Raw genomic sequence first — 22135 nt, forward strand, 5'->3', positions numbered from 1 at the left:
GCGCAGCATCGGCCAGCCCCGTAAGGCTGGCCGCGTCTGTTACTTCAGATCCGCCTCATCAAAATTGAATGAGGTATCGGGCATGACGTAAAAACCGGTCAGGTTTTTATTGTTCGCAGACAGCAGCTGCTCCACCACCAGCGGAATCCACGGGTGATCGTTCCAGATGCGGTCCTGCGCGTCTTTATACAGTCTGGCTTTCTGGTCGCGATCGGTGGTCTTCAGCGCATCCGCCAGGTCTTTATCCACCTGCGGGTTGCTGTAGAACGCGGTGTTGAAGATAGCCGGTGGCCACGAGCTGGTTGCGAACAGCGGCGTCAGCGCCCAGTCGGCTTCGCCGGTGGAGGCTGACCAGCCGGTGTAGAACATGCGCACCCCGCTCTCTTTCTGCCCTTTACTCTCCACTTCCGCCGCGCGCTGGCCGGCATCCATCGCCGTGACTTTCACCTTCACACCCACCTGCGCCAGCTGCTGCTGGGTGAACTGCAGCACTTTCTGCGCGGTGCTGTGGTTATGCGATGACCACAGCGTGGTTTCGAAACCATTCGGGTAGCCCGCTTCCTTCAGCAACTCGCGCGCTTTGGCCGGATCGTATTTGATGGCCGGATAGCTCTGGGCAAAATCAATGCGCGGCGGCACGATGCCGGTGGCTGGCGTGGCGTAACCGGCAAAGGCCACTTTCGCCAGCGCCTGGCGATTGATGGCGTACTCCAGCGCTTCACGCACTTTCGGGTTATCGAACGGCTTTTGCGTCACGTTGAGGCTAATGTAACGCTGCATGATCGACGGTGTGGTCACCACATCCAGCTTGCTATTGCCCTGCAGCAGTTTGGCCTGCTCTAACGGCACCGGGAAAGCAAAGCTGGCCTCACCGGTTTGCAGCATCGCCGCGCGGGTGTTGTTATCCACCACCGGACGCCAGGTAATGCTGTCGAGTTTTGGATAGCCCGGTTTCCAGTAGCCCGACCACTTTTTCACTTTGACAAAGTCGGTCTGGTTCCAGGTGTCAAAGGTATAAGGTCCGGTGCCTACCGGATGGAAACCGATGTCCTTGCCATATTTTTTCAGCGCGGTTGGTGAGATCATCACCGCAGCCGGGTGCGCCAGATTGTTGATAAACGCTGAGAACGGCTGCTTCAGGGTAATTTTCACCGTGGACGGATCGACCACTTCGGTAGTGGCGATATATTTAAACAGGTTATAACGCTTGAGATGGTTGTCCGGATTGCTGGCGCGGTCGAGGTTGACCTTCACCGCTTCGGCATTGAAATCCGTGCCATCCTGGAATTTCACACCCGGACGCAGTTTGATGGTGTAAGTCAGCCCATCGCTGCTGGCCTGATAGCTTTCGGCCAGTACGTTGACCAGCTTCATGTCTTTATCGAAGCCGAACAGGCCCTGATAGAAAGATTTGGCCACCGCCTGCGACAGCGTGTCGTTGGCGTCGTACGGATCCAGCGTGGTGAAGGTCGACGCCACGGCAATCACCGCATCTTTGGCCGCCCAGGCGGGCAGCGCCAGCGCCGAACTCAACAACCCGGCAGTGATAACCCCTTTTCGCATGATATGGTGCATCGTTATCGTTCTCCTGTAGTCCCTGTCTTGCGCGCCCTGCACAGAGGGCGCGGTTGGTTGCTGCTCAGGCGCCGCTAATGGCATGGCGGGCGACAAAATGGCCCGGCGCCACTTCCAGTAACGGTGCCACTTCCGGCTCATCACCCAGCGGGCGAATCGGGCTGGGGATCTCATCGACCATCAGCGCCCGCTCGCGGTGCCGATGCGCCGGATCGGCCACCGGCACCGCGGCCATCAGTTTTCTGGTATAAGGATGGCGCGGCTGTTCGAACACCGCCTGACGCGGTCCCATCTCCACAATCTGTCCGAGATACATCACCGCAACGCGATGGCTGATGCGCTCCACCACCGCCATGTCGTGCGAAATAAACAGGAAGGCGATGCCAAATTCACGCTGTAAATCCAGCATCAGATTGATGATCTGCGCCTGGATCGACACATCCAGCGCGGAGACGGATTCGTCGGCGATCACCACTTTAGGATTGAGTGCCAGCGCGCGTGCGATGCAGATACGCTGGCGCTGACCGCCAGAAAATTCGTGCGGGTAGCGCTGCGCGTGTTCGGGTAGCAGACCAACGCGTTCCAGCAGCCAGGCGACGCGTTTCTCTGCCTGCGCGCGCCCCATGCTGCGATGCACCAGCAGCGGCTCCATAATTGAAAAGCCGACGGTAAGGCGCGGATCGAGCGACGCATACGGATCCTGAAAGATAAACTGAATGTCGCGGCGCAGCGTGGCCAGTGCCCTGCCCTGCAGCGCATCAATGCGCTGGCCGTCAAAGGTGATGCTGCCGCCCTGGCTGGCGACCAGCCGCAGCAGCGAGCGTCCGGTGGTGGATTTGCCGCAGCCGGATTCGCCCACCAGCGCGAGGGTTTCGCCTGCATAAAGATCGAAACTGACTTTTTCCACCGCGTGGACGCGACGCTTCACCCGATTGAGCAGCCCGCCGCGAATATCAAAACGCGTAACCAGATCGCGCACCTGTAAAATCGGCGGACGATCGTGACGCACGGTATCCTGCGGCGTGCTGGCCTCTTCGCGGCCGTTGGTATGCAGCAGCGGAAACTTCGCCGGCAGCGGCTGGCCGCTCATCGCCCCGAGCTTTGGCACGGCCGCCAGCAGCGCGCGGGTATACGGCTGCTGCGGCGCGTCGAACAACTGCTGCACCGGCGCGCGCTCAACCACATCGCCGCGATACATCACCTGCACGCGATCGGCCATCTCCGCCACCACGCCCATATCATGGGTAATAAAGATGACGCCCATCTGCATCTCTTTTTGCAGCACGCGAATCAGCTGCAGAATCTGCGCCTGAATGGTGACGTCCAGCGCGGTGGTCGGCTCATCGGCAATCAGCAACGCCGGCTTGCACGACAGCGCCATGGCGATCATCACGCGCTGGCGCATACCGCCGGAGAGCTGATGCGGATAGCGCGACAGCACATTGTGCGCTTCCGGAATGCGCACCAGATCCAGCATGCGTCGCGCTTCGGCCTGCGCCTGCTGGTGACTTTTACCCTGATGCAAACGAATAGATTCGGCGATCTGTTCACCGACGGTGAACACCGGGTTGAGCGACGTCATCGGCTCCTGAAAGATCATCGCCATGTCTGCACCGCGCACCCGGCGCATCTGGCTGGCGGACGCACGCATCACATCCAGCACCTCGCCGTTACGCCGCCGCAGCAGGATTTCACCGCTGACCGCGCCGCCGGCCTGTGCAATCAGACGCATCAGCGCCAGCGACGTCACCGATTTACCCGAGCCCGATTCGCCCACCAGCGCCAGCGTTTCTCCGCGGTGCAGATCGAGCGAAAGCTGCCGCACGGCGTCCGTCACGCGCCCTTCATGCTCAAAGCGCACGCAGAGATCGCGTACCGCCAGCACCTGCTGCGGCGCAAACTGCTGCTGTAGATCCGTCATGCCTGCTCCTTAGCTGTCGCGGTAAATCGCCACCTCAACCTCGCCGCCCACATAAGCGAATCCGCGGTACATGCCTTCGCTGTTAAACGGCAGCGCCACGTTGCCGTGGGCATCAACGGCTATCAGCCCGCCGCTGCCCTCCAGTTCCTGCACTTTGTCATGAATTACGCTGGCGGTGGCCTGTTGCAGCGAACGACCGCCATATTCCATCTGCGCTGAGACATCGTAAGCCGCCAGCGTACGAATAAACACTTCGCCGGTACCGGTACAGGAGACCGCCACGGTGGCGTTGTTGGCATAGCAGCCGGCGCCCGCCAGCGGTGAATCGCCGACGCGGCCCGCCTGCTTGTTGGTCATGCCGCCGGTGGAGGTGGCGGCCGCCAGATTACCCTGCAAATCGAGCGCCACCGCACCCACGGTGCCAAATTTGCGATCCGGGTCCAGCGGATCGCACCCCTGCGCCGCGCCATCATGATCCAGCAGCATTTGTTCGCTGCCCAGCGCGCGCTGCAGCTGCTCCCAGCGTTCTGGCGTCGAGAAAAAATCGGGCTCGACCGGCGTCAGGCCCTGTTGCGCGGCAAAGGCTTCCGCCCCGCTGCCAATAAAGAGCACGTGCGGACTGGCTTCCAGCACTTTACGCGCGGCAAGAATCGGATTGCGGATACGGCTGACGCCAGCGACGGCGCCGATATCCAGCGTACGGCCATCCATCAGGCTGGCATCCAGTTCATGGGTGCCCTGATGGGTGAACACGGCCCCTCTGCCGGCATTGAACAGCGGGCACTCTTCCAGCAGCCGTACCGCTTCGGTCACGGCATCCAGCGCGCTACCGCCGCTGGCCAGAATCTGCTGACCGGCGCTGACAATCGCGGCCAGCTGCTGACGATAGTGCTGCTCTTTTTCGGCGCTCATTGCCGCACGCGTAATCGCGCCGGCGCCGCCGTGAATTGCGATAACTGCTTTAGCCATAACCGTTACCCTGTCAAGGAATCAGAGCCAAAAACACTGATTTAGAATGGTTTTCATCTTTTTTTGGCAATTTTCGACTATAGGAAGCCCCTCCCTGCTTGTAAAGCAGAAAGTGTATCAGCGGTCATAACCTTTTAATGTGGATTATGCTTTTTTGTGAATTAAGGGAGAGAACGCACCAGCTTTAATATTATGGCTGGCGCGCTTACGTCTGGCACCGGCAAGGCAGTGAACAACCTATTTGACCTTGCTTTCTGTATGGCTTCAGTGCCGGTTAAAAATCGGGTAAGTTAAAGGCCCATTCATGAAAAGGAATATTCAGTGGAAGATGAAAAAGGGCTAAGGATTGCACTCTCCCCGGTGCAGCTGGCAGCTGTCCTTTCAGATCGCAGCGTCAGCGAGGGTGAAACGACCAGCAACCGCATTTTTGGAGGGCTCGGGCTCGCTGGCGGGGTGATTGAGCTTTTTGGTGCTGGCGCGCTGTGCGTCGTGCCTGAGCCCACCTTGCTGACCAAAGCTGGCTGCGTCTTTGTCGGCACTCACGGTCTCGACACGCTTCAGGCCAGCCTGCGCCAGGTATGGACTGGCAGACAGGTCGCTACCGACACGTTTAATTCGGCCGTGGCACTCGCAGAATCGCTCGGCGCTGACCATCAGACCGCCATGAATGTCGGCCTGACGGTAGATATCGCCATTCCGATGGCATTTGCCTTTGCAGCCGGAGCAGAGCGCGTCATCGCGGTGCGTGCCGGGCGGGTCAAAATCGCCGAGCATGAGTCGCTTTCAGGGCGAGCACCCGGTGGGCACACGATTGAGCGACATATCGGCAAAACGCCGGATGAGCTGCGGGAGAGGCTTCGTAACCGGCCTCGTCTCGATGAGGCCAGTAGCTTTAAGTCTCTGAGCGAGGCGGAAGCACTGATCAGTAAGGTGCTGGCAGATAATAAGCATCAAATTCAAATGTGGGTGAAAAATATCCCTCCAGGCTTGCAAGCCCGTATGCGCCTGAGTCGGCGTTTTTCACATCCGGTTGGTATAGTCGTGAGTAAAGGGCGTGAAGAGGTTGAAACCTGCTACGCCGTTCGCGTCATACTGGATTTTAAGCCCTACAACGGCAAACCTTACTTTATCATTACCGCTTTCCCGGAGTTATGATGGACCGTATCAGTATCAGTGAACTGGATAATTTTATTGGCATCTGGTTTGGGCAGGATTATGACCTGTTTGAACCGGGCGATGAGATCGAGCCCAAAATCGAGGCGTATATCAGAGAAGCGCATAAAGGAAACCTGCACGCCATGCTGGCAGACATCGAGCTGTTTCTGGCAGAGTGCGATGACGTCGAATCTGATTTCCGCGACCGCTATAAAAGAGAGTTTGTTCCGGCCAACTGGGATACCACTGCGGGCGCGTTTCTGTCACTGGTGCATAAGAAAGTATCTGCCGCACTCACATCATAACGTCAGCACGGTTGTTAACATGACTCTCACTTTCAGTCTGAACAAAGCATGTTCGCCGGCGGATTCGTCACCGCGCACTAATTTCCATTCCCTTTAATCTCGCATGTGACTCAGCCGACAACAGCCACCATAATAGGCAGCATTCGCCTTTAACCCGACAGAGATGGACATGGAACCTTTTACCGCCGGACTGATTTCCCTTGAAGACGCGCAGCAGAAAATGCTGCAGCAGCTGCAACCGATTAGCGATTGCCTGAGCGTCGCGCTGGCCGATGCCGCCGGGCGCATCACCGCGAAGCCGGTGATTTCGCCGCTGGACGTGCCGCCGTTCGATAACTCTGCGATGGACGGCTACGCGCTGCGCCTGAGCGACCTGTCCGCTGACCGCGTGTTGCCGGTAGCGGGCAAAGCGTTTGCCGGCGCCCCGTTTAATGGCGAGTGGCCAGCCGGCAGCGTGATTCGCATCATGACCGGCGCACCGATTCCTGCCGGCTGTGACGCCGTGGTGATGCAGGAGCAAACCGAATCGCGTGACGGCGGCATTGTCATCACCGCGCCAGTGCGTGCCGGACAAAATATTCGCCGCATCGGGGAAGATATTCAGGCCGGTAAGCAGGTACTGGATGCCGGCGTGCGGCTCGGTGCCGCGGAGCTGCCGCTGCTGGCGTCGCTGGGTATTGCGGAGGTCAGCGTGCTGCGTAAGCTGCGCGTGGCCATTTTCTCCACCGGTGACGAACTGCAGGCGGTGGGCCAGCCGCTGGCTGAGGGCCAGATTTATGACACCAACCGCTTTACCGTGGCGCTGATGCTGCGCAAACTTGGCTGCGAGGTGATCGACCTTGGTGTGATCGCTGACGATCCCGCGAAGCTGCGCCAGGCCTTCAGCGAAGCCGACCGCCAGGCCGATGTGGTGATCAGCACCGGCGGCGTGTCAGTGGGCGAGGCGGATTTCACCAAAGCGATGCTCGAAGAGCTGGGCGCGATTACCTTCTGGAAACTGGCGATCAAGCCCGGCAAGCCGTTTGCCTTTGGCCGTCTGGCCAACAGCTGGTTCTGCGGGTTGCCGGGCAATCCGGTATCGGCAGCCGTGACCTTCTATCAGCTGGTGCAGCCGCTGCTGGCCACGCTGACCGGCCAGACCACGCGCATCATGCCGCTGCGCCAGCGCGCGCGCGCAACGCAGCGTCTGAAGAAAGCACCGGGCCGGCTCGATTTTCAGCGCGGCATCCTCAGTCGCGGCGATGATGGTGTACTGGAAGTGCGCAGCACCGGTGCGCAGGGCTCGCACGTGTTCAGTTCCTTTGCGCTGGCCGACTGCTTTATTGTGCTGGAGCGCGATCGTGGTGACGTTGAGCCGGGCGAATGGGTTGATATCGAGGCCTTCAACAGCCTGCTGGAGGGCTAATGCACACAGAGCTGAGCGATGAAGAGATGCTGCGCTACAACCGGCAGATTGTGCTGCGCGGCTTCGATTTCGACGGCCAGGAACGGCTGAAAGCCTCACGGGTGCTTATCGTTGGCCTGGGCGGACTGGGCTGTGCTGCCGCGCCCTATCTTGCCGCCGCCGGCGTCGGTCATCTGACGCTGCTGGATTTCGATCGCGTCAGCCTGAGTAATCTGCAGCGCCAGATTCTGCACAGCGATGAGCGCATCGGCATGGCAAAAGTCGCCTCGGCCCGTCAGCAGCTGGCGGCGCTCAATCCACACTGCACGCTGGAGCCGATCGATGCGCAGCTGGATGAAGTCGCGCTCGGCGAACTGATTGCGCGTCACGATGCGGTGCTGGACTGCAGCGACAATGTCACCACGCGCGAACAGGTGAACCGCGGATGTTTTCAGCATCGGGTGCCGCTGATCTCCGGCGCCGCCATTCGTATGGAAGGCCAGCTCAGCGTATTTACCTGGCAGCCCGGCGAGCCCTGCTATCGCTGCATCAGCCGCCTGTTCGGCGAGCAGACGCTGAGCTGTGTCGAAGCCGGCGTAATGGCTCCGCTGGTCGGCGTGGTGGGTGCGATGCAGGCGATGGAAACGCTGAAGGTGCTGAGCGCCTTTGGCCAGCCGGCCAGCGCGCGACTGCTGATGTACGATGCGATGAGCGCCGAGTTTCGCAGCCTGAAAGTGGCGCAGGATGCGCAGTGTGAAGTGTGTGGCCAGCGTGAGGAATAACGCCGGGGCGTGACATAAGCGTCAGGTATTGCTGAGCGGCGCAATTTATCAGGCGATAAATTGCGCCGCTGATGATGGAGGCTGCTAAACGGCTATGCCGTTAGACGATGCCCTGGCTGCGCAGGTAATCTTCGTAGTTGCCGGTGAAGTCAACGATGCGATCGCCTTTCATCTCGATGACGCGCGTCGCCAGCGAGCTGACGAACTCACGGTCGTGCGAGACGAAAATCAGCGTGCCTTCGTACATCTCCAGCGCCATGTTCAGTGACTCGATCGACTCCATATCCAGGTGGTTAGTCGGTTCGTCCATCACCAGGATGTTTGGCTTCTGCATCATCAGCTTGCCAAACAGCATGCGGCCCTTCTCACCACCGGACAGCACTTTCGCTGGCTTCTTAATGTCGTCGTGGCTGAACAGCAGACGACCAAGAATACTGCGCACCGCCTGCTCGTCGTCACCTTCCTGCTTCCACTGACTCATCCAGTCGAACACGCTCAGGTCGTCAGCAAAATCTTCGGCGTGATCCTGCGCGTAATAACCAATGCGCGCATTCTCCGACCATTTCACCGTGCCGCTATCCGGCTGCAGTTCACCGACCAGCGTTTTCAGCAGCGTGGATTTACCAATACCGTTGGCGCCGAGGATGGCCAGTTTCTCACCCACTTCCAGCAGCAGGTTAAGATTTTTAAACAGCGGACCGTTATCAAATCCTTTGGTCAGCGCTTCCACTTCCAGCGCATTACGGAACAGCTTTTTATCCTGCTCGAAACGAATATACGGGTTCTGACGGCTGGAGGCTTTTACCTCATCCAGTTTGATTTTATCAATCTGCTTCGCGCGCGAAGTGGCCTGACGCGATTTTGAGGCGTTGGCGCTAAAGCGGCTAACGAAGGATTGCAGATCGGCAATTTGCGCTTTCTTCTTGGCGTTATCCGCTAATAAACGCTCGCGCGCCTGGGTCGCCGCCGTCATATATTCGTCATAATTGCCGGGATAAACGCGCAGCTCACCGTAATCCAGATCCGCCATATGCGTACACACCATATTCAGGAAGTGACGGTCATGCGAAATGATGATCATGGTACTGTCACGTTCGTTAAGCACCTGCTCCAGCCAGCGAATGGTGTCAATATCCAGGTTGTTGGTCGGTTCGTCGAGTAACAAAATATCCGGGTTAGCAAATAATGCCTGCGCCAGCAGCACACGCAATTTCCAGCCTGGGGCAATTTCACTCATCGGACCGTAATGCTGCTCCACCGGAATGCCCACGCCGAGTAATAATTCTCCGGCGCGTGATTCGGCACTGTAACCGTCCATTTCACCGTAGGCGACCTCAAGGTCGGCGACTTTATAGCCTTCCTCTTCGCTCATTTCCGGCAATGCATATATGCGATCGCGCTCCTGCTTCACCGCCCACAATTCCTGGTGACCCATAATCACGGTATCCAGCACGCTATATTGCTCGAAAGCAAACTGATCCTGGCGAAGCTTACCGATGCGCTCATTGGGGTCGAGGGAAACATTTCCGTTAGTCGGAACCAGGTCGCCGCCCAGTATTTTCATGAAGGTCGATTTACCGCTGCCGTTCGCACCGATTAAACCGTAACGATTACCGCCGCCAAATTTAACGGAGATATTCTCAAACAGTGGCTTACTGCCGAACTGCATAGTGATATTGCTGGAAACTAACACGGCATTGACCTTTGTTACGCAGTGGAGGAAAAAACAGCGGGCATTATGCCAGAAGCGGCCTGGATGAGCCACCTCTGCACCCGGATACGCAGAGGCAAGGCGGAGAACACCTTGTTGCCAGAGGTAAAATAATTGCGACCGTGCCGGACAGGTTATCCACGGCGCGGGAAATGAACCGCCGCCCGTGCCCGGAGCGAGGCCAATAAAAAAGCCGGAGACGCTGACGCCTCCGGCTCCCGCTTACAAGGATTGTGCAGATTATTTGATCAGGAAGCTGTCGAGGCTTTTACCTGCATCCAGCGCTTTTTTAATCGCAGCTGGGGTACGGCCCTGACCGGTCCATGATTTCTCTTCACCGTTTTCGTCGGTGTAAGAATATTTCGCCGGACGCGGCGCACGCTTGGCGCGTTTTTTACCGGTTTCCAGGGCACCCAGTAATTCGTTCGGGTCGATACCGTCTGCCAGCAGCATTTCACGGTATTTAGACAGCTTCTCTTCTTTTTCGCGGTTCTGCGCTTCTTCCGCTTCAACTTCGTCGCGGCGCTCAGTCACCACGACGGTTAATTTTTCCAGAATTTCTTCCAGATCGCTCAGTGGCAGTTCACGAGCCTGTGCACGTAATGTGCGAATGTTGTTCAGAACTTTAAATGCGTCACTCATCACAATGTCCTTGCTTAAGGGGGTTAAATAAACTGTAGTGGCAAGATTACCCAATTCAAATAAAAAAATAAATTAATTTTGCAGACCGGATTAATCCGAATGGATTAGCATATTCCTTGCAGGCGCGTTTAAACCCAATGTGCGGCGTGAATTAACGGTGAATTAACATCAGCGGTTCAGTACCACCGGCTGGAACTGGAATCGATTTCATTGCTTATTCACGCGTAGGAAACAAGCGTTTAGCGCTTATTGTGCGCTGAGGCAGAAGTCAGCATAAAGGTAAAAAAACATTAATAGTGTAAGTAAAATCCGTTTTTAACGCGGATGGCATTAGCGTCACAGATGCGAGCAATATCTCATTTTGCCATTAAATAAATAAAAAAAGGCCGGTTGTTCACCGGCCATCATGCAAAAATCGTATGTCTGTGGTTATCCGCTTTTCTTCACTGCCGGTCGCAATACCTGGGGCGCCGGCGCATCAGACAGCCGGTCGTGCAAATAATGTTCAATCTGCTCCAGCGAACGATGGCGTGTTTCCGGTACCCAGCGAATAACAAAAATCGCGCCGCCTATGCCAATCAGCGCGAAAATAAAGAACGCGCCGGATAAGCCAACCGACGCCAGCAGAACCGGGAACAGCAGAGAAATAAGAAAATTGGCGATCCACAACGCAAATACCGCGCCGCCCATAAAAATACCGCGTAACCGCGTCGGGAAAATTTCTGACAGCAGCAGCCAGGTCACCGGCGATAACGCGCCCTGCTGGAAACTCAGAAACATCAGCATACCCAGCAGCACCATATAACTGCGCAAGATATCCGGCTGACCGTTAACTGTTTCCGGCATCAGGTAACTGACGGTACCAATAAACACCAGACAGGCGGTACAGCCAAACTGACCTATCATCGCCATGGTGCGGCGACCGATGCGCCCCAGCAGCCAGATCCCCACAAAGGTCATTAATACCGACACCGCGCCATTGGCAATGGTGGCAAACAGCGCAGCGTCATTGCTCATCCCCACCGCTTTCAGCATGGTCGGCGCGTAGTACATGATGGTATTCACGCCGGTCAGTTGCTGGATGGCGGCAATACCGATACCGATCAGGAACAGTTTGATCAGCCATGGCTGGCGCAGTTCCCGCAGACGCGGACGCTGCTGTTGCTCGTCCGATAGCGTCTCTTCGATCTCCATCATCTCCCACTCAACGTCTTCGCGCGCGCGGGTGCGTTCCAGCACCTTGCGCGCCTCAGCGAGACGGCCTTTCATGGCATACCAGCGCGGCGTGTCCGGCATAAACATCATCCCGAACCACAGCAGCACCGCCGGCAGCGTGGCGACCGCCAGCATCCAGCGCCAGGTCGTGTCGCCCCCCCAGGCCGCGTTGAAGCCGGCGTTCGACATATAGGCCAGCATCTGGCCGGAAACGATCATCAGCTCCTGCATGGTCACCAGCTGACCCCGTTTGTTGGCCGGTGCCATTTCGGCGATATACACCGGTACGGTGGCGGACGCACCGCCCACGGCCACGCCAAGGACCAGGCGGAAGAAAATCATCCAGCTGACATCGGGTGCCAGTGCGGTACCCAGCGCGCCGAGCGCAAAAATAATCGCCAGTATCAGAATAATTTTTCTCCGCCCGACCGCGGCGGCAAAGTGACCGGAAGCCAGTGCGCCAAACGCCGCGCCAAACAGCAGACTGCTGGTCACCAGCCCGGTGGTAAATGGGGTGAGATGCAGATCGTCGCCCATGAATAACAGTGCGCCGGAGATCACGCCGGTGTCGTAGCCAAACAGCAAACCACCGAGGGTGGCAATCAGCGCAATGACTTTCACAAAAGGCTCGGTGCGCGTGCTGCTGTTTGGCCCTGATGCCGGATTGGGCGTCATCCAGGTTTCGCGGGACATAACCAACTCCTTTCCTGAGATAAGAAGCTTTAAAATAGATTATTTCCACCACAAAAAATAAATATGAAATTTAAATTTTGCGCCACGGGTCATTACCTTTGCCTTTAATTGAGATAATGATCACACAACCTGATTCGGGGCGCAGAGAAGGCAGTGCAAATTTTGCACAAAAAACAGAAGGGAGAATATTTATTTCACGGAAGGCGCTGACCGCACGCAGTGAATGCGGTCAGCGATGGCAGATTAATTGACGGCGGTGGCCGGACCAAAGACGTCATAGTCCGGCAGCGTCACCTGCTGATACGGCTCCCAGCCGCCGCCCAACGCTTTATACAGCGCTACCAGGTCCAGCGCGCTTTGCATGCGCGCCTGCGTCGATTGCGCCTGCGACTGCGCCAGCTGGCGCTGGGCATCCAGCACCTCAAGGAAGGTGGAGATGCCCTGTTTGTAACTGTCACTGGCGAGGTCAAAGGCGCGCTGCAGTGCGCCGGTAGTCTCATCCAGCGCGGTAACCTGTTGCTGATCGGCGCGGTAGCTGACCAGCGCATTTTCCACATCCTGCAGCGCCGTCAGTACCGTCTGGCGATAATCGAGCGCCGCGCTCGCCTGCTGCGCGCGCGCCAGTTTCACGCTGGAAACCAGACGTCCGCCCTGAAAAATCGGGATCGACAGCGCCGGGCCGACGCTGAAGAAGTGGCTGCTCCAGTCGTCAAGGTAGCTGGCATCGGTGTTGCGCACGCCCAGCTGCCCGGTGAGCGACAGGCTGGGGAACAGGTTCGCGACCGATACGCCGATATTGGCGGTCTGCGCATGCAGATTCGCTTCAGCCTGGCGGATATCCGGACGACGACGCGCCAGCGTCGATGGAATGCCCACCGCCACCAGCTTCGGCAACGCCGGCAGCGCTTTGCTGCTCATCAGTTCGTTATCCAGCGCGCCCGGCGTTTTGCCCAGCAGCACTGCCAGCCCGTTCATCGCCTGACGTTCCTGGGCCTGATATTGTGGCAGCTGCGCGTTGAGGGAGGCCAGTTGCGCACGGGCATTCTCAACGTCGGTGAGCGGCGCCAGACCGTTACGCTGCTGGCTTTGCGTCAGCTCCCAGGTTTGCTGCGCCACGTTAATCTGCTGTTGCAGCGTCGCCAGCACCGCCTGCGCGCCGCGCAGCTGCAGATACGCGCGCGCGACCTCAGCTTCCAGCGACACCAGCGCATCGTTACGCTGCTCGATCGCCGCCTGCTGCTGCGCGTCCGCCATCTCCATCTGGCGTCGTACTTTGCCCCATAAATCCAGTTCCCAGCTGGCGTCAAAGCTGCCCTGATACAGCGTGACCGAATGGGTCAGACCGTTGAGCTGATCCGCCACGTCATCATCCACCTGATCGTACACCCCGTTGGATTTCAGCATGCCTTTCAGGCCGAGCTGCTGACGCGTTACTTTGGCCGAGCCGTTAAGCGACGGGAACAGCCCGCCACGCGCCTGCGCCAGCTGTTCGCGCGCACCGGCGATGCGCAGCACCGACTGTTGCAGCGTCAGGTTGCCGGCGATGGCGCGCTCAATCAGGCTATCGAGCTGCGGGTCGTTAAAGCTTTTCCACCACGAAGGATTGGTCGCGGACGCCAGCGGTTTTGAAGCTTCCTGAGAGGGCAAATCACGGTAGCTACCGGGCGTATGCGCCTGCGGCGGCTGATAATCGGGCCCGACGGCACAACCCGCCAGCAGCATGGACAGCGCCAGCAGCGTCAGCGACGGCGTAACGCGCGAAGAGGTGATCATGTTAATGTGCTCCTGCACTGCCTTCGCTCTTGATCGGCGAAAGCAACCAACAAAAAGGAATCAATAGCACGGCGACAATGCTCAGGCCCATGAACACGTCGATGTAAGCCAGAATACGCGCCTGGGCAATCATCTCCTGATAGAGCTGACCGCTGGCCAGCGTCAGCGGATCGCCCACCGCACTGGTAAAGTCACGAATCGCCTGCGCCCAGTGCTGCAGCGTGAGGTTGAACTGCTCATTGAGCGGCGACATGTTGTGCACCATGTGGGCCGATCGCACCTGTTCACGTTCGGTGATGCCGGCAGTGGCCAGCGAGATGCCGATCGAACCGGCCACGTTACGGAACATGGTGAACAGCGCGGAGGCATCCGCATTCAGGCGCTGCGGCACGGTGATAAAGGCAATGGTGGTGAGCGGCACAAACAGGAAGCCGAGGCCAATCGACTGCGCGCTGCGCATCAGCACCAGCGTGGTGAAATCCACGTTGGGCGTCAGGGTGCTGGAATAGAAGAAGGCCAGCGCCAGACAGGTAAAGCCAAAGGCGATGATGTAGCGCGTCTGCACAATCGGCATCAGCTTCAGCACCAGCGGGATGGTGAGCACGATCAGGACCGCGCCGGGCGACAGCACCAGCCCGGACCAGGTGGCGGTATAACCGAGATCCTGCTGCGCCAGCTGCGGTAACACCACCGAGCTGCCATAAAGAATCATCGCCATGCCCGCCATCAGCAGACCGGCCACCCAGAAGTTGCGATCCTTCATCACCGTGATATCCACCACCGGCTTGCGTGCATACAGCAGCCAGTAAACCGCACCGACGATGCCGACGGCCGCCAGCATGGCAAACAGGCGAATGAAGTGTGAAGCGAACCAGTCTTCATCTTCACCGCGATCAAGGAACACCTGCAAACAGCCGAGACCCAGGGTAATCAGGCTGATACCGATATAGTCGATTTTCAGCCGGCCCTTCGCCCACTTGCGCTCCCACGGCGGATCTTCCAGCAGCTGATAGATCGCCAGCACCGTGAGGATCCCCACCGGAATATTGATAAAGAACACCCAGCGCCAGCTGTAGTTGTCGGTGATCCAGCCACCGAGCGTCGGGCCAATTACTGGCGCAACAATAATGGCAATCGATGACAGGCCAAAAGCCTTGCCGCGATCTTCCGGCTTGAAGTAATCCAGCAGCACCGACTGCTGCACCGGTTGCAGCCCGCCGCCGAAGAAGCCCTGCAATACGCGGAAAAGAATGATTTGCCACAGCTCGGTGGCAATGCCGCACAGGAAGGAGCAGATGGTAAACATCACGATGCAGATCAGGAAGAACTGCTTGCGCCCAAACAGGCGGCTGAAAAAGGCCGAGATCGGCAGCACAATGCCGTTGGCGACCAGATAGGAGGTTAGTACCCAGGTGGATTCATCGTAGCTGGATGACAGCGACCCGGCGATGTGCGGCAGCGCGACGTTAACGATGGTGGTGTCCAGAATTTCCATGAACACCGCCAGCGTTACCGTGATGGCAACCAGCCAGGGATTGCTGGCCGGACGCCAGCTTTCGCTCGCACTCATTCCACCGTCACCTTCGGTTCAACCGACAGGCCAAGCGGTAATGGATGATTCGGGTCGAGTCCTTTATCAATCACAATTTTCACCGGCACGCGTTGCACAATCTTCACGTAGTTACCGGTGGCGTTCTCGGCCGGGAAGGTGGAGAAGCGCGAGCCGGAGCCCATCTGCACGCTGTCGACGTGCCCTTCCAGCTTCATGTCCGGCCAGGCATCAACGCCAATCTCCACTTTATCGCCCGGATTCATGCGCGCCAGCTGCGACTCTTTGAAGTTGGCAGTGATCCAGATATCCGGCGATACCAGCGAAAACAGCGCGCTGCCGGCCTGCACCAGCGTACCGGGCTGCACGTTGCGTTTGGTGACGAAACCGTCATACGGCGCGCGGACTTCGGTGTAAGAGAGGTTAAGCTCGGCAGTGTTGAGCTGAGCCCGGGCTTGCTCGACCTGCTGCTGCCGCGCTTCAACATTGGTTTCCTGCTGGCGAATCTGCAACTGCACCTGCGAGGCCACTTCGACCTGCGCTTTGGCGCTCTGCAGCTGCGCTTCAGCCGAGCGTAACTGCGCGGCGGCGGTATCGATATTGCGCTGCGAGGTCGCGCGCGGGTCAACACCGCGCTGACGACGGTAATCCGCCTGCGCATTAAGTAAATTGGCCTGCGCCCGCGCCTGGTCGGCCAGCGCCTGATCGCGCTGCGCCGGATATTGCACCCGCGCCAGAGCCAGCTGCGCCTGCGCCTGATGCAGCTGCGCCTGCGCCAGACCAAGCTGTGCTTTGGCCTGATCGCGCTGTGCGGCGTTGTCACGCGGATCGATCAGCACCAGCAGATCGCCCTTCTTCACCCGCTGGTTATCTTTTACCAGCAGCTGCACCACGTAGCCCGACGCTTTGGGCGCGATGGTCACGGCATCGCCTTCGGTGAACGCATCGTCGGTGGTTTCAATGTTGCGCGTGCTAAACCAGAACCAGAATCCCACCAGCAGCATAATCACCACCACAATCGCCAGAATGATCAGCGGCTTTTTGCCGGGGCGTTTACGGGGTGATTGCTCGTTATCCTGACTGGAATCTGACGTGTTGTTGTCTTTTTGCTCATCGGCGGATGGCGGATTGTGGTTTTCACTCATAATTTGTCATCACTGGCTGGTAATCCCGATCCCCGGGCGAAACGGTCAACTTAACCTTAGATGGGAAATTGACAAATGCCAGTGTAACTTTACATAAGCTAACATCCGACGCATTTTCTGCCACATCACTTAACGCGCTGATAAATCAGCGCGTCTTGCAAAGGCGGACAGGTTGGTCAGGGTTAACGCAGCAGCTGTAACAACAGCCAGCCGCACAGCATCGACCAGGCAAGCATCGGCAGAGAAAACAGATGGAAACGCCACCACACTTTGGCGTCCTGTGCCATGCGCAGCGCAATCAGGTTGGCCAGCGATCCCGGCAGCAGGCCAAAGCCGCCGATATTCACCGCCCAGGCCAGCACTTCGGAAGGCGGGACTTTTTGTAACAGCAGAATAGTGGCCGGCACGTTGCTGATCACCTGTGACAGGCCAATCGCCAGCAGATAGATACCACCCTCGCCCAGCTGACCGATGGCGGCAAAATGCGGCTGCAGAATGGGCAGGTGCATCAGTAAAAAGACATCAATGAACATCGCGACGAACACCAGCAGCAGGCTCCAGTCGATGGTCGCCAGCACCTGACGCGCCATCAGCAGAAAACAGCCCGCCACCAGCAGCAGCGCCCAGCCGGTGAGTTTCAGCTCCAGCGCGACGATAAACACCACGTACAGCAGGACGCTGACGATAAACAGCGGTTTCTGCCACTGCTGATTGCCCGGTGCATCATGCTTCTCAATGCTGCGCGCCGGGAAGCTAAACCACGTCAGCACCACCAGCGTCAGCATCAGCATCGCCGCCAGCGGTGCCATCTGACCGATGAAACCGGCCACGCTGAGCGTACCGTGGCTCCACAGCAGGATGTTTTGCGGGTTGCCGACCGGCGTCAGCAACGAGCCGGCGTTGACCGCCAGCGCTTCAAAGATGATCAGCCGGGAGATGGGCAGGCGCGAGAACTTGCGCAGCGTCAGCGTGAGCGGCACCAGGATAAACAGCGCCACATCATTGGTCAGGAAGGTCGAGAGCAGCGCCGCCGCGCACACCATAAATAGCGCCAGCGTGCGTTCGTGCTGGAAGCCCTGCGCCAGCCGCGCGCCGAGCACATCAAAATAGCCGCTGTTTTCCAGCCCTTTCGTCAGCATCAGCAAACCGGTGAGCGTCATGATGGTGTGCCAGTCAACGGCGGCGGGCAGCTGCGGCCAGCGGTAATCCGCCAGCGGCAACAGAATCACGCCCAACAGCAACAGTAAATGCAAAACGCGGTCACGCATTAAGGAACGAAGCACGATGGGCATGATGGCAGAAGGCCTTGTAGGTTAGCGATTCTCGTAAAATTTCTGGAACACGGCGAGGGTTTCATCACTGACGTGATGCTCGAGCCCTTCGGAATCCCGGCGGGCGGTTTCCGGGCTGACGCCCAGCGCCAGCAGAAAGGTTTCAACGATGTGATGGCGCACGCGGCTGGCTTCAGCCAGCTTCTCGCCTTCCGGGGTGAGGAACACGCCGCGATACGGCACCTGCTCAACCAGACCGGTGGTACTGAGACGCTTCAGCATTTTGGCCACGGTCGGCTGCGAAACGCCCAGGCGTGCCGCCATGTCGACCTGGCGCGCCTCGCCAAATTCACGAATTAAATCAGAGATTAACTCAACGTAATCATCAATCAGCTCACGGCGATGCGCTTCGCGTACCTGGCGAAATCCTTCGACATGCTCCTCAATATCTTTCAGCGGCCCCTGGGGCATGTGGGTGGCGCTTTTCGCACGACGACTCATTCAGCTTCCTCTTTATTATCTGCCGCACTTTACCTGCGGTGCGGGCTGGCTGCGCTCATTGTAAACCAGGCACAAATAAGCACAAATTTTTCCTGAATAGTGTTGGCTAAAGAGTATAGCCAGTGCTATCTTTGTACATGTTGTAAGCGAATAGCCTACAAAGGAGGCAACGATGAACGAACCCTGGCTGTTGCTGCTCCTTTTCCTGCTGTTTATTGCAGGGCTGTGCTTACTGTTGAGTTACCCGTTTTCCAGGAGGTAAAGATGAGCACGATGAAAAGCTGCCTCGACTGCGGCAAATGCTTCCAGACCGTACAAAGCAAACCGGCTTTTGAGCTGAAGTCGCTGTTGTGTCTGTTTAGCCGCTCGCCTTTTGCCCTGCGCCTGATGCTGCTTGAAAAACTGACCGGCAAAAAAATCGCCGCGCAGCCCTGCCCCAATCTGATCTGGCGCGGCTGAGTTTCCTCAGGGCTTCACAGTCTGACCCGCTGCCTGCAGCGGGTTTTATTTTGCCTGCGAAAAACGCCCTTCACGGCAGCGTTTTCAGGCATAAAAAAACGGCCCGTAAAGGGCCGTTTCTGTGCAACTCTGGTCTAAGCAAAAACTTAGAAGCTGTAACCTACGCCAGCAATCCAGGTGCCCACGTCGACGTTACGGATGCGGCTCTGCTCGTAGCCCACGTCCAGAGCAACGTTCTGGATTGGGTTGAACTGCATACCTGCGCCGTAAGAGAAGCCTACGTCGCTGCTGTCGGTTTTAGACTGACCGGCAGTCTGGTTCTGCTGGTATTTGCCGTAGCCGATACCTACTACGCCGTAGATGCTGGCCCAGTCGTTCAGACGGTAAGCCGGACCACCGGTGATGCCGTAGTACTGACCTTTGTTGTACACGCCATCTTCAGTGCGATCTTTTTCGGTGTAGGTGAAAGAACCGATCCAACCCAGTGGGTTAGAACCGTCTTCGTAGCGGTATTTCAGGTTGAAGCCGTTAGCTTTGTTAGCAACGCCCTGATAGTCGCTCTGCGCGTAGCCGGCAGAAACGGTGCTCTGTGCCATGGCGGAACCAGCGGAAACTGCCAGTACACAAGCCAGTGCTGAAAGACATGCAATTTTTTTCATAACCACCTCAAATGTGAATATACTTCTCTCCTGACAACGCTAAAAATATAACAAAACTTAGCAAGAAACTCTGCCCGCATTTTGTTGTCTAACAGATTGTTTGGTGTAACAGAAAGTTAATGAACTTTCCTATGTCATTCATTTTTCTTATAAAAAGCATCATCTTTCTGCAATAATCCTGCGCACAGAAAATTATCGGTTTAAGTAAATTCCTAAACTAACCTGACATTTCTTTACGGAAATGGCCCTGAAAATGGCGTTTTTTCAGCCAGTCGCTGGTGCATTTTTTCCACCGTCGCGCTTTATTCGCCGAAATTTCGCCCGAAAAGAGGTGTGAATGAGGCGTCACTGACGCCAGATGATGCGAGGCGGCCGCGCCCGATAAAAAAGCGGCGACAGAAACCCCGCATCATTGCCTCAGCCGCCTCCTTATTTCCCGCCGATTGCTTTACACTGGCTGCCCGTTGCCTGGTTATTCATCATCACAGGAATTGATCACAGGATGTCTGCACCTCTTTCCCACCCCAAACTGGCGCCGGTAGTGCTGCCGGTTGCCGTATTACTGATCGCCATGCTGTCGCTGCAGGGCGGCGCGTCACTGGCAAAATCGCTATTTCCTACCGTCGGTGCGCCTGGCATTACCGCGCTGCGTCTGGGACTGGGCACGCTCATCCTGTGCGCGATTTTCAAACCCTGGCGCCTGCGCTTCAGTGCAAAGCAGCGCAAGCCGCTGCTGATGTATGGACTGGCGCTGGGCTGCATGAATTACCTGTTCTATCTCTCGATCCGCACCGTGCCGCTGGGCGTAGCGGTGGGGCTGGAGTTTCTTGGCCCGCTGACGCTGGCGCTGGCCGGCGCACGCCGTCCGCTGGATTTTCTCTGGGTGCTGCTGGCGGTCACCGGCCTGTGGTTCCTGCTGCCGATTGGCCATGGCCTGAGCCATATTGATCCCACCGGCGCGCTGCTGGCCGTGGGTGCCGGCGCCTGCTGGGCGGTGTATATTCTGGCGGGCCAGCGGGCAGGCGCCGAACACGGCCCGGCCACGGTGGCAATGGGCTCGCTGATCGCCTCAGTGATTTTTGTGCCGCTCGGTCTGACCTTTGCCGCGCCCGGTATCTGGCAGTGGGAAATTCTGCCGCTGGCGTTGCTCATCGCCCTGCTCTCCAGCGCCATTCCTTACTCGCTGGAAATGATGGCGCTGACGCGTCTGCCGGCGCGCATTTTCGGCACGCTGATGAGTCTGGAACCGGCGATGGCGGCGCTCTCCGGCATGCTGTTCCTCGGCGAGCTGCTGACGCTACAGCAATGGCTGGCGCTGCTGGCGATTATCGCCGCGTCTGCCGGCTCGACGCTCACCATGAAACAGAAAGCGGCACATATAAATGAAGTGGATATCAACACGCCGCAATAAGCCGTACAGGTCAGCCGGTTATTTAACCGGCTGTATATAGACACATTCTCATTATCATTTCTTAAATAGCCGCACGGTAAGCTGTTATTATTTTGCAACATGATAGAAAAATAATTAACACATGAAATAACATATTGATTTTAATGTGTTTTAATAAAGCCGTTATTTTCACGGCTTAACATTAAGCTTTAGCTATTCCTGTCATTGATTTAATCAATCCTGCAGAGTGAAAAACTGCTGCTATACTTATTCCCGTGCTTGATTAGGACAACCATCAATAAGAGGACATTAATGATGAGTACCGCAAAACTGGTTAAAACAAAATCTTCCGATCTGATTTATACCCGCAATGACGTGGCTGATAGCGAGAAGAAAGCTACCATCGAGGTGCTCAACCGTCTGGTCGTGGAATTTATTGACCTGTCGCTGATCACCAAGCAGGCGCACTGGAACATGCGTGGCGCGAATTTCATTGGCGTACATGAAATGCTGGATGGCTTCCGTACCGCGATTACCGATCACCAGGACACCATTGCAGAACGTGTGGTACAGCTGGGCGGCGTTGCGCTGGGCACCACGCAGGTGGTTAATGACAAGTCACCGCTGAAAAGCTATCCGCTGAATATTCACAGCGTACAGGATCACCTGAAAGCGCTGGCCGATCGTTACGCCGTCGTGGCTAACGATACGCGTAAAGCCATCAGTGAGGTGAAAGACGAAGATACGGCTGATATCTTTACTGCCGCATCGCGTGACCTTGATAAGTTCCTGTGGTTTATCGAATCAAATATCGAGTAATGCTCAGACAGGCGGGTTATCCCGCCTTTTTTATGCCTGCTACCCGCCCGGCTTTTTTGACGCCGTTAACAATTCCTTAATCCTTTCTTTCCCTTATTATCACTCTGATGCACACTGTGCCTGCACCACCACAGCACAATGCACCATTTTGGTGATTCATTCTGGTGCAAACTTTTCCCGGCGTGCAAAATCGTGTCAGCCTGCCCCGGCAATCTGT

General features: G+C 57.3%; 19 protein-coding genes. 7 read left to right on the forward strand and 12 right to left on the reverse strand.

The features are described 5' to 3' along the window. Window positions 1-39: 39 nt before the first annotated feature. The 3 genes from gsiB to ABVR31_RS12630 form a co-directional block, all read right to left on the reverse strand. On the reverse strand, window positions 40-1575 hold the full coding sequence (gene gsiB / locus ABVR31_RS12620) for a glutathione ABC transporter substrate-binding protein GsiB (RefSeq protein ID WP_058757797.1): 1536 nt from the start codon (window positions 1573-1575) through the stop codon (window positions 40-42). 64 nt (window positions 1576-1639) lie between these two features. Further along, a complete protein-coding gene (gsiA, locus tag ABVR31_RS12625) occupies window positions 1640-3496 on the reverse strand; it encodes a glutathione ABC transporter ATP-binding protein GsiA (protein WP_104187022.1) in 1857 nt (618 codons plus the stop codon). Between the two features lie 9 nt (window positions 3497-3505). Continuing rightward, a complete protein-coding gene (locus ABVR31_RS12630; RefSeq protein ID WP_104092747.1) occupies window positions 3506-4465 on the reverse strand; it encodes an isoaspartyl peptidase/L-asparaginase family protein in 960 nt (319 codons plus the stop codon). 321 nt (window positions 4466-4786) lie between these two features. Here ABVR31_RS12630 and ABVR31_RS12635 point away from each other — a divergent pair, with 321 nt between their 5' ends. The 4 genes from ABVR31_RS12635 (at window position 4787) to moeB (ending at window position 8091) form a co-directional block, all read left to right on the forward strand. Then, the gene (locus ABVR31_RS12635; RefSeq protein ID WP_372773048.1) at window positions 4787-5620 is read left to right on the forward strand and encodes an RNase A-like domain-containing protein; all 834 of its coding nucleotides are present in this window, start codon (window positions 4787-4789) and stop codon (window positions 5618-5620) included. Beyond that, on the forward strand, window positions 5620-5925 hold the full coding sequence (locus tag ABVR31_RS12640) for a contact-dependent growth inhibition system immunity protein (protein WP_021508405.1): 306 nt from the start codon (window positions 5620-5622) through the stop codon (window positions 5923-5925). Before ABVR31_RS12635 ends, ABVR31_RS12640 begins: the two co-directional genes overlap by 1 nt. A 169-nt stretch (window positions 5926-6094) precedes the next feature. Then, a complete protein-coding gene (gene moeA, locus ABVR31_RS12645; RefSeq protein WP_372773050.1) occupies window positions 6095-7330 on the forward strand; it encodes a molybdopterin molybdotransferase MoeA in 1236 nt (411 codons plus the stop codon). Further along, the gene (gene moeB / locus ABVR31_RS12650) at window positions 7330-8091 is read left to right on the forward strand and encodes a molybdopterin-synthase adenylyltransferase MoeB (RefSeq protein WP_336700361.1); all 762 of its coding nucleotides are present in this window, start codon (window positions 7330-7332) and stop codon (window positions 8089-8091) included. The genes moeA and moeB overlap by 1 nt, the downstream gene beginning before the upstream one ends. A 100-nt stretch (window positions 8092-8191) precedes the next feature. Here moeB and ABVR31_RS12655 read toward each other — a convergent pair whose 3' ends face one another. The 8 genes from ABVR31_RS12655 to mntR form a co-directional block, all read right to left on the reverse strand. Then, window positions 8192-9784, reverse strand: coding sequence for an ABC-F family ATPase (locus ABVR31_RS12655; RefSeq protein WP_031279866.1), 1593 nt, complete (start codon window positions 9782-9784; stop codon window positions 8192-8194). A 258-nt stretch (window positions 9785-10042) separates the two neighbouring features. Beyond that, complete coding sequence (locus ABVR31_RS12660; protein WP_021508409.1) at window positions 10043-10444, reverse strand: H-NS family nucleoid-associated regulatory protein; 402 nt, start codon at window positions 10442-10444, stop codon at window positions 10043-10045. Between the two features lie 429 nt (window positions 10445-10873). Beyond that, window positions 10874-12352: a sugar porter family MFS transporter gene (locus ABVR31_RS12665; protein ID WP_372773052.1), complete on the reverse strand. Its 1479-nt coding sequence runs from the start codon at window positions 12350-12352 to the stop codon at window positions 10874-10876. Window positions 12353-12595: 243 nt separating this feature from the next. After that, a complete protein-coding gene (locus ABVR31_RS12670; protein ID WP_021508411.1) occupies window positions 12596-14125 on the reverse strand; it encodes an efflux transporter outer membrane subunit in 1530 nt (509 codons plus the stop codon). A gap of 1 nt (window position 14126) precedes the next feature. Then, on the reverse strand, window positions 14127-15695 hold the full coding sequence (locus tag ABVR31_RS12675) for a DHA2 family efflux MFS transporter permease subunit (protein ID WP_058757803.1): 1569 nt from the start codon (window positions 15693-15695) through the stop codon (window positions 14127-14129). Then, entirely contained in the window at window positions 15692-16819 is a 1128-nt protein-coding gene (locus ABVR31_RS12680; RefSeq protein ID WP_021508413.1) for an HlyD family secretion protein, read from the reverse strand. Before ABVR31_RS12680 ends, ABVR31_RS12675 begins: the two co-directional genes overlap by 4 nt. Before the next feature lie 182 nt (window positions 16820-17001). Then, entirely contained in the window at window positions 17002-18111 is a 1110-nt protein-coding gene (locus ABVR31_RS12685; RefSeq protein WP_058769512.1) for an SLC13 family permease, read from the reverse strand. 21 nt (window positions 18112-18132) lie between these two features. Next, the gene (gene mntR, locus ABVR31_RS12690) at window positions 18133-18591 is read right to left on the reverse strand and encodes a manganese-binding transcriptional regulator MntR (RefSeq protein ID WP_021508415.1); all 459 of its coding nucleotides are present in this window, start codon (window positions 18589-18591) and stop codon (window positions 18133-18135) included. Between the two features lie 264 nt (window positions 18592-18855). Between mntR and ABVR31_RS12695 the strand changes: the two genes are divergently transcribed. Then, on the forward strand, window positions 18856-19050 hold the full coding sequence (locus tag ABVR31_RS12695; RefSeq protein ID WP_021508417.1) for a hypothetical protein: 195 nt from the start codon (window positions 18856-18858) through the stop codon (window positions 19048-19050). A gap of 146 nt (window positions 19051-19196) precedes the next feature. On the opposite strand, the gene ompX is transcribed toward ABVR31_RS12695, so the two are convergent. Then, complete coding sequence (gene ompX, locus ABVR31_RS12700) at window positions 19197-19709, reverse strand: outer membrane protein OmpX (protein ID WP_031279869.1); 513 nt, start codon at window positions 19707-19709, stop codon at window positions 19197-19199. A 502-nt stretch (window positions 19710-20211) separates the two neighbouring features. On the opposite strand from ompX, the gene rhtA reads away from it, so the two are divergent. Both rhtA and dps read left to right on the forward strand, forming a co-directional pair. Beyond that, window positions 20212-21120 carry a threonine/homoserine exporter RhtA gene (rhtA, locus tag ABVR31_RS12705; RefSeq protein ID WP_031279870.1) on the forward strand — a complete coding sequence of 303 codons (909 nt, stop codon included), beginning with the start codon at window positions 20212-20214 and terminating at the stop codon, window positions 21118-21120. Between the two features lie 294 nt (window positions 21121-21414). Beyond that, a complete protein-coding gene (gene dps, locus ABVR31_RS12710) occupies window positions 21415-21918 on the forward strand; it encodes a DNA starvation/stationary phase protection protein Dps (protein ID WP_021508421.1) in 504 nt (167 codons plus the stop codon). Window positions 21919-22135 lie beyond the last annotated feature (217 nt).

The sequence above is a fragment of the Pantoea sp. WEP genome, from assembly GCF_041678305.1.
GTDB lineage: Bacteria > Pseudomonadota > Gammaproteobacteria > Enterobacterales > Enterobacteriaceae > Pantoea > Pantoea dispersa.

What these genes read in the sequence shown, in the direction of transcription:
- gsiB (WP_058757797.1), bottom strand. Translation starts at nt 1,575, where the DNA reads ATGCACCATATCATGCGAAAAGGGGTTATCACTGCCGGGTTGTTGAGT.
- gsiA (WP_104187022.1), bottom strand. Translation starts at nt 3,496, where the DNA reads ATGACGGATCTACAGCAGCAGTTTGCGCCGCAGCAGGTGCTGGCGGTA.
- ABVR31_RS12630 (WP_104092747.1), bottom strand. Translation starts at nt 4,465, where the DNA reads ATGGCTAAAGCAGTTATCGCAATTCACGGCGGCGCCGGCGCGATTACG.
- ABVR31_RS12640 (WP_021508405.1), top strand. Translation starts at nt 5,620, where the DNA reads ATGGACCGTATCAGTATCAGTGAACTGGATAATTTTATTGGCATCTGG.
- moeA (WP_372773050.1), top strand. Translation starts at nt 6,095, where the DNA reads ATGGAACCTTTTACCGCCGGACTGATTTCCCTTGAAGACGCGCAGCAG.
- moeB (WP_336700361.1), top strand. Translation starts at nt 7,330, where the DNA reads ATGCACACAGAGCTGAGCGATGAAGAGATGCTGCGCTACAACCGGCAG.
- ABVR31_RS12660 (WP_021508409.1), bottom strand. Translation starts at nt 10,444, where the DNA reads ATGAGTGACGCATTTAAAGTTCTGAACAACATTCGCACATTACGTGCA.
- ABVR31_RS12665 (WP_372773052.1), bottom strand. Translation starts at nt 12,352, where the DNA reads ATGTCCCGCGAAACCTGGATGACGCCCAATCCGGCATCAGGGCCAAAC.
- ABVR31_RS12670 (WP_021508411.1), bottom strand. Translation starts at nt 14,125, where the DNA reads ATGATCACCTCTTCGCGCGTTACGCCGTCGCTGACGCTGCTGGCGCTG.
- ABVR31_RS12675 (WP_058757803.1), bottom strand. Translation starts at nt 15,695, where the DNA reads ATGAGTGCGAGCGAAAGCTGGCGTCCGGCCAGCAATCCCTGGCTGGTT.
- ABVR31_RS12680 (WP_021508413.1), bottom strand. Translation starts at nt 16,819, where the DNA reads ATGAGTGAAAACCACAATCCGCCATCCGCCGATGAGCAAAAAGACAAC.
- ABVR31_RS12685 (WP_058769512.1), bottom strand. Translation starts at nt 18,111, where the DNA reads ATGCCCATCGTGCTTCGTTCCTTAATGCGTGACCGCGTTTTGCATTTA.
- mntR (WP_021508415.1), bottom strand. Translation starts at nt 18,591, where the DNA reads ATGAGTCGTCGTGCGAAAAGCGCCACCCACATGCCCCAGGGGCCGCTG.
- ABVR31_RS12695 (WP_021508417.1), top strand. Translation starts at nt 18,856, where the DNA reads ATGAGCACGATGAAAAGCTGCCTCGACTGCGGCAAATGCTTCCAGACC.
- ompX (WP_031279869.1), bottom strand. Translation starts at nt 19,709, where the DNA reads ATGAAAAAAATTGCATGTCTTTCAGCACTGGCTTGTGTACTGGCAGTT.
- rhtA (WP_031279870.1), top strand. Translation starts at nt 20,212, where the DNA reads ATGTCTGCACCTCTTTCCCACCCCAAACTGGCGCCGGTAGTGCTGCCG.
- dps (WP_021508421.1), top strand. Translation starts at nt 21,415, where the DNA reads ATGAGTACCGCAAAACTGGTTAAAACAAAATCTTCCGATCTGATTTAT.